At 64.0% G+C, this 12,690-nt stretch carries 13 protein-coding genes; 1 reads left to right on the top strand and 12 read right to left on the bottom strand.

Annotation, left to right across the window (positions count from 1 at the left end; translation table 11 throughout):
* Positions 1-10: 10 nt before the first annotated feature.
* From NTD80_RS07765 to NTD80_RS07820, 12 genes are all read right to left on the bottom strand, one after another.
* Positions 11-2,326 carry an MMPL family transporter gene (locus tag NTD80_RS07765; RefSeq protein ID WP_262132997.1) on the bottom strand — a complete coding sequence of 772 codons (2,316 nt, stop codon included), beginning with the start codon at positions 2,324-2,326 and terminating at the stop codon, positions 11-13.
* Entirely contained in the window at positions 2,316-2,999 is a 684-nt protein-coding gene (locus NTD80_RS07770) for an outer membrane lipoprotein carrier protein LolA (RefSeq protein WP_262132999.1), read from the bottom strand. The genes NTD80_RS07765 and NTD80_RS07770 overlap by 11 nt, the downstream gene beginning before the upstream one ends.
* Entirely contained in the window at positions 2,993-3,421 is a 429-nt protein-coding gene (locus NTD80_RS07775; RefSeq protein WP_065899971.1) for an acyl-CoA thioesterase, read from the bottom strand. The genes NTD80_RS07770 and NTD80_RS07775 overlap by 7 nt, the downstream gene beginning before the upstream one ends.
* Positions 3,414-4,955, bottom strand: coding sequence for a histidine ammonia-lyase (gene hutH, locus NTD80_RS07780; protein WP_065899973.1), 1,542 nt, complete (start codon positions 4,953-4,955; stop codon positions 3,414-3,416). The genes NTD80_RS07775 and hutH overlap by 8 nt, the downstream gene beginning before the upstream one ends.
* Positions 4,939-5,874, bottom strand: coding sequence for a glycosyl transferase (locus NTD80_RS07785; protein ID WP_262133000.1), 936 nt, complete (start codon positions 5,872-5,874; stop codon positions 4,939-4,941). Before NTD80_RS07785 ends, hutH begins: the two co-directional genes overlap by 17 nt.
* The gene (locus tag NTD80_RS07790) at positions 5,871-6,605 is read right to left on the bottom strand and encodes a glycosyltransferase family 2 protein (protein WP_262133001.1); all 735 of its coding nucleotides are present in this window, start codon (positions 6,603-6,605) and stop codon (positions 5,871-5,873) included. The genes NTD80_RS07785 and NTD80_RS07790 overlap by 4 nt, the downstream gene beginning before the upstream one ends.
* A 350-nt stretch (positions 6,606-6,955) precedes the next feature.
* Positions 6,956-8,626: an AMP-binding protein gene (locus tag NTD80_RS07795; protein WP_262133002.1), complete on the bottom strand. Its 1,671-nt coding sequence runs from the start codon at positions 8,624-8,626 to the stop codon at positions 6,956-6,958.
* On the bottom strand, positions 8,623-9,168 hold the full coding sequence (locus NTD80_RS07800) for a hypothetical protein (protein WP_065899980.1): 546 nt from the start codon (positions 9,166-9,168) through the stop codon (positions 8,623-8,625). The genes NTD80_RS07795 and NTD80_RS07800 overlap by 4 nt, the downstream gene beginning before the upstream one ends.
* Positions 9,165-9,419: an acyl carrier protein gene (locus NTD80_RS07805; RefSeq protein WP_016979215.1), complete on the bottom strand. Its 255-nt coding sequence runs from the start codon at positions 9,417-9,419 to the stop codon at positions 9,165-9,167. Before NTD80_RS07805 ends, NTD80_RS07800 begins: the two co-directional genes overlap by 4 nt.
* Positions 9,420-9,428: 9 nt before the next feature.
* On the bottom strand, positions 9,429-9,698 hold the full coding sequence (locus NTD80_RS07810) for a phosphopantetheine-binding protein (RefSeq protein WP_262133004.1): 270 nt from the start codon (positions 9,696-9,698) through the stop codon (positions 9,429-9,431).
* Positions 9,676-10,488: a lysophospholipid acyltransferase family protein gene (locus NTD80_RS07815; RefSeq protein ID WP_065899984.1), complete on the bottom strand. Its 813-nt coding sequence runs from the start codon at positions 10,486-10,488 to the stop codon at positions 9,676-9,678. The genes NTD80_RS07810 and NTD80_RS07815 overlap by 23 nt, the downstream gene beginning before the upstream one ends.
* A complete protein-coding gene (locus tag NTD80_RS07820; protein WP_065899986.1) occupies positions 10,464-11,183 on the bottom strand; it encodes a beta-ketoacyl synthase chain length factor in 720 nt (239 codons plus the stop codon). Before NTD80_RS07820 ends, NTD80_RS07815 begins: the two co-directional genes overlap by 25 nt.
* A gap of 336 nt (positions 11,184-11,519) precedes the next feature.
* On the opposite strand from NTD80_RS07820, the gene NTD80_RS07825 reads away from it, so the two are divergent.
* The gene (locus NTD80_RS07825; protein ID WP_065899988.1) at positions 11,520-12,290 is read left to right on the top strand and encodes a ParA family protein; all 771 of its coding nucleotides are present in this window, start codon (positions 11,520-11,522) and stop codon (positions 12,288-12,290) included.
* Positions 12,291-12,690 lie beyond the last annotated feature (400 nt).

Genomic DNA, 12,690 nt, shown 5'->3' on the forward strand with positions numbered 1-12,690 from the left:
ATAATCACATTCATGAGGCGTGCTTCTGGTGGCCCGCCCAAGGCGCCAGCATAAAGCTGAACGCCAGGCCCAGGCTGACCGACAGGCCGAAATTACTCACCGCCGGGGTACTCGACACCGCCAGCAGGCCGAACGACAACCAGGTCGTCAGCGCTGCCAGCAGCGTGCCTAAAAGGCTGACGGCCGGGCCGCCGATCTGTTCGCGCATCAAAATCGCGTAGTCGACGCTGATGGCCGTGACCAGCAGCAGGCCGAACAGGCTGAACAGGGTCAGCGGCTGGCCCAGCCAACCCAGGCTGGCCAGGCTGCACAGCGCCGCCAGCAAGGGCAGGGCGACGATACGCAAGGCGCCGGCAAAGCCGAATGGCAGGATCAGCAGCAGCACGATCAGCACGCAGGACATCAACTTCAGTTCGGCCGCGCTGATCTGCGTATCGGCGAACACGCGGTTCAAGTCGCCCAGGCGATCCACCAGTTGCACACCCGGCAGATCCAGTGCTTGCACCCGCAGCAGCGCCGGGTTGTTCAAGCCTTGCAGGCTGACCATCGCCGCCACGCCGCCGCCGTCGACCTGGCCAAGCCACAAGGTGCGCCAAGGCTCGGCCAGGGGGCCGACGAGTGCGGCGTCGATGTCTTCGGTGGGCAACGCTTGCAGCTGCGCGACTTCGGCTTGCAGGGCAGTGGCGGGCACACCGAGGTCCAGCAGCGGCTGCCAATGTTGCGGGAGTTGGTTCAAGGCGTCGCGCAGTTGCTGCTGCTCGGCCGGCAGGTTGACCAGTTGGTTGAGCGCCAGGTACCCCTGGAGCTTGTCCATGTTCACCAGTTGATCCAGGCGCTGGCTCAGGGCGGCCTGGCGCTCCAGCAACTGCTGCTGGTCGTCCGCGCGCACCAGGAAAAACTGGCTGGTGGGCTGGAACCCGGTAATCCGCGCGACGGCCTGCGCCTCTTGCAGCAATTGCGGCGGCGCACCGATCCATTGGCGGATATCGTTCTTGCTGTTCAGGTGCCACAGGCCACCTGCGCAGAACAGCAGCACCATTGCCAGCAACACCGGGCTCGGCACGCGCTTGAGCAAGGAAGCCCGCACCAGCCACAGGCATTCGGCGATGCGCAGCGGCCATTGCGCCGGGCGCAGTTCCACACCCTTGAGCAGCGCGGGCAACAGGCACACGGCCGACAGGTAAGCACCGATCAGCCCGGCGGCGGAGAACACGGCAATCTGGGTCAGTGCCGGGAACGGCGTCCAGGCCAGCGCCAGGTAGCCGATGCAACTGGTGGCGAGGCTCAGGCTCAGCCCCGGCAGGGTGAGCCGCAACGCCGGCCAACTGCGCCAGGGGTTCATGCTCCAGCTCTTCGACAGGTAATGCAGCGGGTAATCCACCGCCACGCCGATCAGGCTGGAGCCCAGTACCAGGGTCATCACATGCATATGACCGAACAGCGCCACACAGGCCACCGCGCCAAACAGCATGCCCACCAGCACCGGCACAAAGGCCAGCAGCACGCGCCAACGGCGGAACGCCAGCAACAGCAGCAACAGAATACCGACGGTCGCGCCGCCGCCGACCCAGGTGATTTCCCGTGTGGCCTGCTGCTGACCGTTGGCCGCGTAGAGCAGACCGCTGGCCGCGAGCAATTGCGCGCCTTGCCCGCTGGCCTGTTCGCGACTGGCCTGGAGCAGCGCCGCCACTTGCAGCGGCAGTTTCATGTCAAAGGCATTGCCGGTGGTGCGCGCACGCAGCAGCACCCAGCTTTTGCCGTCGGCATCGGCGATCAACGCGCCGCTGCCGATATCCAGTTGCACCGAACCGTGTTGCGGCTGGCTGTTCTGGATACGCCCGGTCAGGCCCAGCCAGTCATCCTGGCTCGGCACCAGGCTGAAGCCGGTGAAGGGGTCGAACAGCGCCTGTACACGCTGCTGGATAAACGCGCCGGGCTGTTCGATCAGTTGCGCGCGGTCTTTGGCCGAGAGCATCGCCAGCCGACCGCGCAGCAGTTGCTCGCGCAGCGCGGGCAAGTCGGCTTGCAGGTTCCATTGCACTTTTTCGAACAGGCCGCTGGCCTGCCACTGCTCGCCCAGTTGCTGCGCGACCGCAACGGCTGTCTGCCGATCAGCATGGCCCACCAGCACCAGCATCTCGCGGTTCAGCGGCTCCTGCATGCGCTGTTCGGCCTGCAGTTCCAGGGCATCCGGCGTGTTGCCCGGCACCAGTTCCATCAAGTTGGCGGACAGCGGGGCGCCGTGGCGCCACTGCCAGCCGGCCAGGGCCAGCACGGCCACCAGCAGGATCAGGAACAGGCGCGGCAGCAAGCGTTCACTGGGCAAAGTCGTGTTGCTCCGCATCGCTCAACGGCTGGCTGGCGGTGCTGTCCTGCATGCGCAGCACGGTGCTGTCGCCCTGGGTTTCCAGCAGCTCGATGGTTTGCACCAGCTCGCCGCCGTCGATATTGATCTGGGTGAATACTTGTTTTAACAGCAGCGAGCGTGGGATCAGCGTCAGCTTCCATTGCCGGGCTTCGCCTTGCAGCTGCAGCTCGAAGTCGCGTTGCAAGCCGCTGCTGTCGCCCTGCAGCACGGCGAGGAACAGGCGGTTCTGCTCGGCGCCGGCGCTCTTGTTCGGCAGCAGTTGCCAGCCGTTGGCATCACGCCGGGCGATGCCCAGGGCGCTGATGCGGTAGTCCTGTTGCAGCGGGGTTTTCAGCAGCCATAGCAGGCCGTGGTCCTTGGCGAGTACGAAGGTGCCTTTGCTGACCAGCGGCTGCGGCAGGGCGCGCAGGTGTTTTTCCTGGATGAAGCTGCCGTGGATCACCGAGGGCTTTGCCAGTTGAGCGCTGAGTTGTTGCAAGTCGAAAGCATGGGCGCTGAAACTGAGCAGCAACACGATCCCTGTGGGAGCGAGCTTGCTCGCGAAAAACCTGAGGGCGCTGCGCAGTGTCAGGCGGATCGCATTATCGTTAACGTCCTTCGCGGGCAAGCCCGCTCCCACAGGGGTCAGCATTTCAGAGCCCTTTCGACGGCGTCGGTGAATATTCTGGGTGAGGCCAATTGCATCTCGCGGCTGGCGATTTCAACGGCGACTTGCACCGTGCTGGCACGGGTCAGGCGTTCGCCGCTGGCAAGGTCGGTGATCAGGTAATTGACCTTCAAGCGGTTCTCCCATTCCACCAGGCTCGCGCGCACATTGATGGTCTGTCCAAAGGTCGCGCCGCGCACGTAGCGCAGCTGCATATCGATCACCGGCCAGGCGTAGCCGGATTCGAGCATCGCCGTGTAGTTATGGCCGATCTTGTCCAGCAGCGCGCAACGCGCCACTTCCAGGTATTTGACGTAGTGCCCGTGCCACACCACGTTCATGGTGTCGATGTCGAAAAACGGCACCAGGATTTCGCTGTCGCTGTGCAGAACGCCCTGACTACGCATGCAGCCTCCAGTGTTGCTCGGCAATGCGCTTGAGGCACAGGCGCAGCTCGCCTTCGAGGGCACGGTCCTCGATGACCGGCGGGAAGTCCTTGGCGAGTGCTGCATGCATGGCGGCCAAGGCTGGCGGCAAAGGCCGCGCATCCTCGGCCTGGGCACGCAGCCACACGCCCTGGTTGGCGGCGAGCAGGGTGGCAGCGGCGACCTGTTCGGTCAGCTCCAGCACACGGATCGCATCGCGCGCAGCGATGGTGCCCATGCTCACCTTGTCCTGGTTATGGCACTCGGTGGAGCGCGAGAACACGCTGGCCGGCATGGTGTTTTTCAGCGCCTCGGCGGTCCAGGCGCTGGTGCCGATCTGCACCGCCTTGAAGCCGTGGTTGATCATCGCGCGCTCGGCCGGCGCGCCGGACAGGTTGCTCGGCAGGCCATGGTTGTAGCGCACGTCTACCAACAGCGCGAGCTGGCGGTCGAGGAGGTCGGCGACGTTGGCCACCAGGGTCTTGAGGCTGTCCATGGCAAAGGCGATATGCCCGCCGTAGAAGTGCCCGCCGTGCAGCACGCGTTCTTCCTCGGCGTCGATGATCGGGTTGTCGTTGGCGCTGTTCAGTTCGATCTCGATAAACGAGCGCAGCCAGTTCAGGCTGTCGGCCAACACCCCGAGCACATGCGGGGCGCAGCGCAGCGAGTAGCGATCCTGCAGGCGATGCAGCGGCGCGGTCGGCGCATCGATGGCCAGGTCCTTGCGCAGCCAGGCGGCGACTTGCATCTGCCCCGGGTGCGGCTTGGCGGCGAACAGGCGCTCGTCGAAGTGCTCCGGGTTGCCTTGCAGCGCCACCACGTTCAGCGCGGTGATGCGCGTCGCCAGTTGCAGCAGGTAGTCGGCCCGGGCGAAGGCCAGGCAGGCGAGGCCGGTCATCACGGCGGTGCCGTTCATCAGCGCCAGGGCCTCCTTGGGACGCAGCACCAGCGGGTCCCAACCCAGTTCGCGATGCACATCGGCAGCCTGGCGCCGCTCGCCACGGAACATGACCTCGCGCTCGCCGGACAGGGTCGCGGCCACGTAGGACAGTGGGGTCAGGTCACCGCTGGCGCCGACTGAGCCTTCTTCCGGAATCAGCGGCAGCACATCGTGTTCGAGGAACGCATGCAGGCGCTCGAGCAGTTCCACGCGCACCCCGGAAACCCCATGGCACAGCGACTGCAAGCGCGCCGCCAGCACGGCGCGAGTGGCTTGGGCGTCGAGCAACTTGCCCAGGCCGCAGCCGTGAAAGGTGTACAGGTGACGCGGCAGCGCCTCGACGTGGTGCAATGGCACCGCCACCACGCAGGAGTCGCCGTAGCCGGTGGTCACGCCGTAGATCACGCCTTCCTTGTCCAGCAGCGAGTCTAAGAACTGCGCGCCCTTGGCGATGCGCTGGCGATAGGCAGCGTCATCCTGCAAATGTGTGGGCACCTGACGGTTGGCCAGGGCCAGCACGTCTTCGATGCGCAGGGGGCGTTCGCCAAAGGTTACCGGCTCAAGATGCGTCGTCATCGGTCTTCCAGAAAGGGTAAAAGTTGAACCATTGTTGGGGCGCTTCCAGGCAGAACTGGCCCAGGCGTGCGGCATAGCGCGCGGTCCACAGGGCGATGATCTGCTCGCGGGTGCTGCGTTTCCATTCGATCAACTGCGCGAACGGCTCGATGGTCAGGTGATAGCGGCCCTGGTGTTTCAGGCACATCAGCAGGTTGACCGGGCATTTCAGCAGGCCGGCCAGCAACCATGGGCCTTGGGGAAAGGCGGCGTCGTGGCCGAGGAAATCCACCCGTACCGTGCGCCCGCCATGCAGCGGCACGCGGTCGCCAGCGATGGCCAGCCACTCGCCGTCGTCCAGGCGCTGGCTGAGCAACAGCATGGTGGCCGGGTCCAGCTCGCTGACCTGGATCAGGCGCAAGTGGGTCGCGCCGGCTTCGCCCAGCAGACGGTTGAAGCGCTCGGCGTGCTTGGTATGCACCAGCACGTTCATGGTGACCTGCTCGCCGATTTCCGCCAGCGCGCGGCACACTTCAAGGTTGCCCAGGTGCGCGCCCACCAGCATCTGCCCGCGCCCGCCACGCAGTTGCCCGCGCAGTTGCGCCGGGTCGTTGATTTCGATCTGCTCGATACGCAGCTTGCCGTTCCACACGTCGAGCTTGTCCAGCAGCGAGTCGGCGAAGGCCATGAATTGGCCGAAGACCTTTTTATGGGTCGGGCGCAATTCATCGCGTCCGCTCCACTCGGCCAGGCGCTGCTGATATTGCCAGGCGCTCTGGCGCGCGGTGCGGCCGAACAGGAAGAAGTACAGCACGATGCCGTACAGCACCGGGCTCAGCAGGCGGCGGCCGAGCACCTTGGCGGCGACGGCCGTGAGTTTCATCAGCCAGAAGCTGCCGCGTTCTTCGCGGTCGGCCCAGTGTTTGCTGCTGTCGCTCATGCCTGCCACCGTCGCCACAGGATCATCGGCGCGCGTACCAACATGCCGAAGAACAACCGGGTGTGCATGGCCGAGATGCGCACGTTGTCGCGGAACAAACGAAAGTGCGACAGGCCGTCGGTGGGGTAATGCACCTGCGTCGGCAGCCAGCGCATCGGCTGGTTACGCCAGGCCAGGCGCACCAGGATGTCGGAGTCGAAGTCCATGCGCGTGCCGATATAGGCCGAGTCCATCAGCGCCAGCGTCGGCGCCAGCGGGTACACGCGAAAGCCGCACATCGAGTCGCGGATCTGCAGCGACAGGGTGTTGATCCACACCCACACGTGGGTCAGATAGCGCGCGTACAGGCGACCCTTGGGCACGCTGTCGTCGTATTCGGGATAGCCGCAGATGACCGCGTCGGGGTGCCGGCGCGAGGTGTCGATAAACGTCTCGACTTCACGCAAATCGTGCTGGCCGTCGGCATCCACTTGCAGGGCATGGCTGAAGCCCAGGCGTGCGGCTTCGCGGAAACCGGCCATGACCGCGCCACCTTTGCCCTGGTTGTTCGGCAGGGTCAGCAGGGTGACGTTTTCGAGGCGTGCCAGCTGTGCCAACACCGCCGCGCAGGCCGGACTGCTGCCGTCGTCGACCAACAGGCACGGCAGGCCGCTGTCCAACAGGCTGCGGACCACGGCTGGCACGGCGGCTTCATGGTTGTAGACCGGGATCAGGGCGCAGGGGTTATGCATGGCTCACCCAATCGGCGGGTAGCGTGCTTCCTGCGGTGAATGGATTTTCTGCGGTGAGCACGCTCCCTTTGGTTAGCAAGCTCCTTGTGATGAGCAAGCTCCCTGTGGTTAGCAAGCTCCCTGTGATGAGCAAGCTCCCTGTGGTGAGCGGGCTTGCCCCGCGTTGGGCTGCGAAGCGGCCCCAATAAGGTCGACGGGGTCTTCCAGGCATACCGAGTTGGCTGGTTTTGGGGCTGCTTCGCAGCCCAACGCGGGGCAAGCCCGCTCGCCACAACAAGCCCGCTCGCCACAAAAAGCCTGTTTGCCACAAAAAGCCTGCTTGCCACGACGAACCTGCTTGCCACAAGAGGTTATGCATTTTTCGCCTCCAGCACTATCCGGCCACTGGAGCAGGCCGCCACGCTATTGCGGTAGGCGAAGTACAGCTTGGCGCGCTCTGTATCAAAGCGCAGGTGCAGTTCGATACGGTCGCCCGGGCGTACCAGTTGCTGGAACTTGAGCACTTCCATGCCGGCAAAGGTCGTCGGCAGGTCCAGCAGTTGCTGGCCGAGGTTGAAGGCCCATTCCACCTGTACCACGCCGGGCAGCACCGGAGTGACCGGGAAGTGGCCGCTGAAGTAAGCCAGGTCCGGCGGCACACTCAGTTGCAGGGTCCATTCGCCATCCGCTTTTACCTGCTCCAGCACTTCCGGGGCTTTTGGTCGTGGCGCCAGCAGCAGTGCTTCGACGTCGGCCTGCGGGAGCTTGCCCTGGCTGTTCAGCGGCAATTGGCGCAGCAGGCGCCAGCGCCGCGGCAGGGCCAGGGCTTCGCAATGCTGGCTGAGGTGCTGGCGCAGGGTTTGGGTGACGGTGCGCCGGCCCTGGTTGCGCAGGGCGTGCAGGCCTTCGGCGCTCAACACCACCAACGCGCCGAGGGACGCGCGATTTTCCTGTACCACGCCCAGGCGGGTTTCGGCGACCCAAGCGTGAGCCATCAGCGCCTGTTCGAGCATCGGCAGCGAGATGCGTTTTTCTTCCAGCTTGACGATGCGGTCCAGGCGACCCAGCAGCTCGAAACGGCCATCTGGATGGATTCGGGCAGCGTCGGCAGTCTGTTCAATATGCCCGGCGGGCAGGTAAGGCGAGGCGATACGCAGCGCGCCGTCGGCGTCCTGGCTCAGTTGCACGTCGGCGAATGGTTGCCAGGGTTGCGCGCCCTGGCGCCAGGCGATGCCGCCGGTCTCGGAGCTGCCGAGGATTTCCGTCGGCCATTGCTCCAGGCGCTCGTAAAGGCTGGTGGCCGCCTCGAGGGGCAAGGCGCCGCCGGACGAGAACACTCTCGCCACCTGGCTCAGTGCCGGCCAGTCGAGGTTGTCGCCCATGCGCTTGAGCAGCGCCGGGCTGGCGACCCAGGCAAAGTGCGGGTGCTCGCGGCTGGCGCGCTGCAGGTCTTCGGGGAATGCCAGTTGCCTGCGCACAAAAGTGCGACCGGCGCACAGCGGCCACAGCACACGGAACAGCAAGCCGTAGATATGCTGGGTGGCGACGCTGCCGATGATGCACGCGTCTTTCACGTCCGCGCCCCACAAGGCTTCCAGCGCCTGGACTTCATTGGCCAACTGACGCAGGGTCTTGTCGATGCGCTTGGGCTCGCCGCTGGAGCCCGAGGTGCACAGGCTCAGTTGGCAGGCGTCAAGGTCGAGGGCAGCAGGGCTCAAGGGCGACTGATACAGCGCGTCGAGGTCGGCAGCTTCCACCAGCCAGGCGTCGACGGCCTCGTCCCAGCGTTGGCGGGTCTGGGGTTGCAGGTCGGCGGGCAGCAGCACGCTGACCCCGGCACGCCAGGCGCCCAGCAGGGCAATCGCCAGTACGCCGGCGTCTTCCAGGTGCACGGCCAGGCGCTGGATGCCAAGCGCCTGCAGGCCTGCGGCCAGGCTCAGGGCGTGTTCCCACAGTTCAGCGTGATTCATTGCAGGTTCGGTGGTCACCAAACGCTGTTGCAGCGGCTCGAGCAACAGGTGCTCAAGTTTCAACCCTTTCATACGCGGCCTCGAACCCTTTGTCGTACCAGCCATTCCACGGCAAACAACAGCCCCATCAGCCCGTAGGCGATCAGGCCGTTGTACAACGTCCACCAACTCAGCGGCGCCCACAGGGTGAGCGCGGCGGCGAGCAGGCCATTACACAGAAAAAAAACACTCCACACCACGGTGACCTGGCGCGTATACACAATCGCGTGGGGGGGCAGCTGCGGGTCGGTCATGCGCGCCAGGCGCTCGACCATCGGCGGGCCGTATTTCAGGCTCAGGCCGAACAGCGCGAGCATGAACGCGCTGACCAGGCTCGGGTACCAGCGCAGCAGGTGCGGGTTGTCGAACCAGGCCAGCAACAGGCAGAACACGATCACGGCCACCGCCATCCAGCGGCTGCCGGGGCGCCGCGCACCGGTCAACGCGCGCAACAGCCACAAACTGCCGAGCAGCAGGCCGAATTGCCACGGCGCGAAGTGCTCGGTGCCGTAATACACCGCAAAGGGGTACAGCAGCCCCGCCAGCAACAGGCCAAGGCCGATCAGCCGGCTCATGCGGCCGGCGTGACCAGACGGTACACCGCCTCTACCACGTCGTTGACGGTGCGCACGGCCTTGAACTCTTCGGCAGCGATCTTCTTGCCGGTCTGGCGCTTGATATGGTCGATCAGGTCGACGGCGTCGATGCTGTCGATTTCCAGGTCCTGGTACAGGTTGGCGTCGAGAGTGACGCGCTCAGGCGGCAGTTCAAACAGTTCCACCAAGGCATCGCGCAGGGTGTTGAAAATATCGTCACGAGTTTGCATGGTCCGGTCTCAAGCTGCCTGTCTGGCCGTGACGAACGCCGCGAGGCTGGCCACGTTGGTGAAGTGATTGCGGGTGTCCTTGGCGTCGGCATCGATTTTGATGTCGTACTTTTTCTGGATCGCGAGGCCCAATTCCAGGGCGTCGACCGAATCCAGGCCCAGGCCTTCGCCGAACAGGGTTTGTTCGCTGCCGATGTCGTCGGCGCTGATGTCTTCCAGGCCCAGGGCCTCGATGATCAGCGTCTTTATGTCGTGCTCAAGGCGGTGTTGGTCGCTCATCTTCGGCGAGCTCCTTAATAAAATAGTGGTGCAGGTAATCGTTGAGCTTGCGTGAAGCCTGGGGCGCAGGCCCCAATGCCGCGAAGGCCTGTGGTTCTATATCGGCACCCACCCGCAAACTGAAGTGCACGCGGCATTTTGGGATGCGATACCAGGGTTCGGCCTTGGTCAGGGTGGTGGGGCTGACCTTGATCACCACGGGGGTGATGATTGTCGCACCGCGCAGCGCAATGGCGGCGCCCCCGCGATGAAAGGCAGGCGCCGCGCCGGGTGTGGTGCGGGTGCCTTCCGGAAAGATGATCAGGGTTTGCCCGGCCTGCAGCGCGCCAGCGGCGGCATCGAGCATCTCGGCGCTGCCGTCGTTGCTGATATAACCCGCGTCGCGCACCGGTCCTCGGGTGAACGGGTTTTGCCACAGGCTTTGCTTGACCACACAGTTGGCCTGGCGCACCAGGCCAATCAGGAACACCACATCGATCAGCGACGGGTGGTTGGCGATGATCATCTGGCCCGGGCGGCCGAGCTTTTCCGCGCCTTCGACACTGAAGGTCAGCACCCCGGCGCGTTGCATCAGGCGGATAAAGAACCAGAACAGCCAGCTGATGGTGTGACGGGCGCGGCGCCGGTGTTGGGTGGCGTCGCCCGGCAGGCAGCTGAGCAGGGGGAACACCAGCAAACGCAGGCACAGCCCGCCGAAACCGAACAGCACGAAGCTGGCTGCGGTGGCGATCAGGCGCCAGTAGTAGGCGTCCCGGGGTTTGTCGGTCAAGGCTTGCGTTGCCAGTTCCATACGCGGTTCTTCCAGGCATGTTGGCAGGCGACCTGGTCGGTGAGCAGGGTGCGCAGCAGGTTCAGGGCGTGAGGCCACTGGGTTTGAGTGGGTTGGACAGTGCCGGGGCTGAGTTCCAACTGCCACTCGTCGCCGGGCGTCAGCAGCAGGCCGAGGGCGTAGGGAAAGGGCACGTCGTGGATCCAGCTGGCGTAGGCCTCGGGCGGCTGTTCTTCGGTGATCACCAGCAAGACCGCCGAGGCGCCCTCGTTGAGCAGCGCGGCGGCTTCGAGCATGCCGTGCTCCAGGCCATCACCGGCGGCCGCCAGGGCGGTCATTTCGCTGGTTTCATTACGCAGGATCGACCACAGGCCAATCACCGCGTTATGCACCGACAGGCTGAACTGGGTCGGCGACAGTGGCTGGTCGTTGGCCAGGTCAGTGAGGATATCGAGGGTGCGCGGGGTCTCGCCGTGCCGGGAAATAAACACCAGGGGCAAGTCCTGCAGGCCTTCGGCCAGTGGCCAGCCCACGCTGAAGGCCATGCGCGCCAGGCGGCTCAGGCGCCGGCGCTGCATGGCCGGCAGGAATGACACGTCGGGGCAGGCTTCGCTTTCGGGCAGCAACACCGGATTCCGGCACCAGGCGTGCCAGTCGTCCGCGCTCTCCAGGCCAGGGGCCCAGGCGCGCCATTGGGCGATGTTGAAAGTGATCACTGAGAAGATATCCCGCCCCTGCGGGCTTCCATGTGCAGCCGTTGGCCCCGAATACCGGGACAGGGAGCAGTAGCCGAATGGCGCGCATTATCCCGTTGCCGTGGGGTTCTAGCAAACTTTGGTAAATATTTGTGCACGGCTGATTACAAATTAGTGGAGGGGATTTACACATTGTCGGTTACCGAAGGTCGGCTGGGTTGTCGGACCCTTCCTGATTCTTCGTGTGTGACGTACTACATGCCGACTTTAATGCAGCAGTGCATGGATGAACGAGGTAGCTAACAGGCGCTTTTGCCCTCTACACTCGGACATTCATTGATACACGGAGGTTTTTCCATGCGGCGTGTGGTGTTCAATCAGAAAGGCGGCGTTGGCAAGTCCAGCATCGCCTGCAACCTGGCGGCGGTCAGCGCCAGTGAAGGCTATCGAACCCTGTTGGTGGACCTCGATGCACAAGCCAACTCAACCCAGTACCTCACCGGGCTGACGGGCGACGATATCCCCATGGGGATCGCGGATTTTTTCAAGCAAACCCTCTCATCCGGGCCGTTTTCCAAGAAAAACCAGGTCGATATCTACGAAACGCCATTCGACAACTTGCACGTCATCACCGCGACTGCTGAACTGGCGGACCTGCAGCCCAAGCTTGAGGCCAAGCACAAGATCAACAAGCTGCGAAAGCTGCTGGACGAATTGAGCGAAGATTACGACCGGATCTACCTGGATACGCCGCCGGCCCTGAATTTCTATGCGGTTTCGGCGCTGATTGCCGCCGATCGTGTGCTGATCCCCTTCGATTGCGACAGCTTCTCGCGCCAGGCCTTGTATGGCCTGCTGGCGGAAATCGAAGAATTGAAGGAAGACCACAACGAAGGCCTGGAAGTGGAAGGCATCGTGGTCAATCAGTTCCAGGCGCGGGCGAGCTTGCCGCAGCAGATGCTCGACGAGTTGATCGCCGAAGGCCTGCCGGTGCTGCCGGTGTACCTGGCCAGTTCGGTACGCATGCGCGAGTCGCACCAGGAGAGCAAGCCGTTGATCCACCTGGACCCACGGCACAAGCTCACGCAGCAATTTGTGGAGCTGCATAACCTGCTGGAAAACGCCTGATCTGACAGGCAATGCTGACCTTAATGTGAAATGCAATCAGTGTGGGAGCTGGCTTGCCTGCGATGGCATCGCCTCGGTGTATCAGGCAGACCGAATCGCCTGCATCGCAGGCAAGCCAGCTCCCACATTTTGTTTTGCGTTCTGGCACGAAGATTTGGATTTGTCCCACACAGGCTGTAGGACAGGTCTGGCAATTGGGGTTCTGCCTTGTATCGTTGCCTACAGGTAAGACAGAATCCGCCGGCTTGTGCGTCTGGAGGGGTGTCTCTTAAGGTTCGTCGGTCGCTGAATGTTCAGTGACCGGGTTTAGTAGCCCAATCAGACGAAAGCATGTGCGCCGCTCCATCATCATGGCAGCTGTGCGCAGGGCACCTTCGGGTGCGCCGGTTTTTGCTTTCGT

The organism is Pseudomonas sp. 13B_2.1_Bac1, from assembly GCF_025466155.1.
Classification (GTDB): Bacteria; Pseudomonadota; Gammaproteobacteria; order Pseudomonadales; family Pseudomonadaceae; genus Aquipseudomonas; species Aquipseudomonas aylmerensis.

Coding starts and splice junctions, on each gene's coding strand:
- NTD80_RS07770 (WP_262132999.1), bottom strand. CDS start 2,999: ATGCTGACCCCTGTGGGAGCGGGCTTGCCCGCGAAGGACGTTAACGAT.
- NTD80_RS07775 (WP_065899971.1), bottom strand. CDS start 3,421: ATGCGTAGTCAGGGCGTTCTGCACAGCGACAGCGAAATCCTGGTGCCG.
- hutH (WP_065899973.1), bottom strand. CDS start 4,955: ATGACGACGCATCTTGAGCCGGTAACCTTTGGCGAACGCCCCCTGCGC.
- NTD80_RS07785 (WP_262133000.1), bottom strand. CDS start 5,874: ATGAGCGACAGCAGCAAACACTGGGCCGACCGCGAAGAACGCGGCAGC.
- NTD80_RS07790 (WP_262133001.1), bottom strand. CDS start 6,605: ATGCATAACCCCTGCGCCCTGATCCCGGTCTACAACCATGAAGCCGCC.
- NTD80_RS07795 (WP_262133002.1), bottom strand. CDS start 8,626: ATGAAAGGGTTGAAACTTGAGCACCTGTTGCTCGAGCCGCTGCAACAG.
- NTD80_RS07800 (WP_065899980.1), bottom strand. CDS start 9,168: ATGAGCCGGCTGATCGGCCTTGGCCTGTTGCTGGCGGGGCTGCTGTAC.
- NTD80_RS07805 (WP_016979215.1), bottom strand. CDS start 9,419: ATGCAAACTCGTGACGATATTTTCAACACCCTGCGCGATGCCTTGGTG.
- NTD80_RS07810 (WP_262133004.1), bottom strand. CDS start 9,698: ATGAGCGACCAACACCGCCTTGAGCACGACATAAAGACGCTGATCATC.
- NTD80_RS07815 (WP_065899984.1), bottom strand. CDS start 10,488: ATGGAACTGGCAACGCAAGCCTTGACCGACAAACCCCGGGACGCCTAC.
- NTD80_RS07825 (WP_065899988.1), top strand. CDS start 11,520: ATGCGGCGTGTGGTGTTCAATCAGAAAGGCGGCGTTGGCAAGTCCAGC.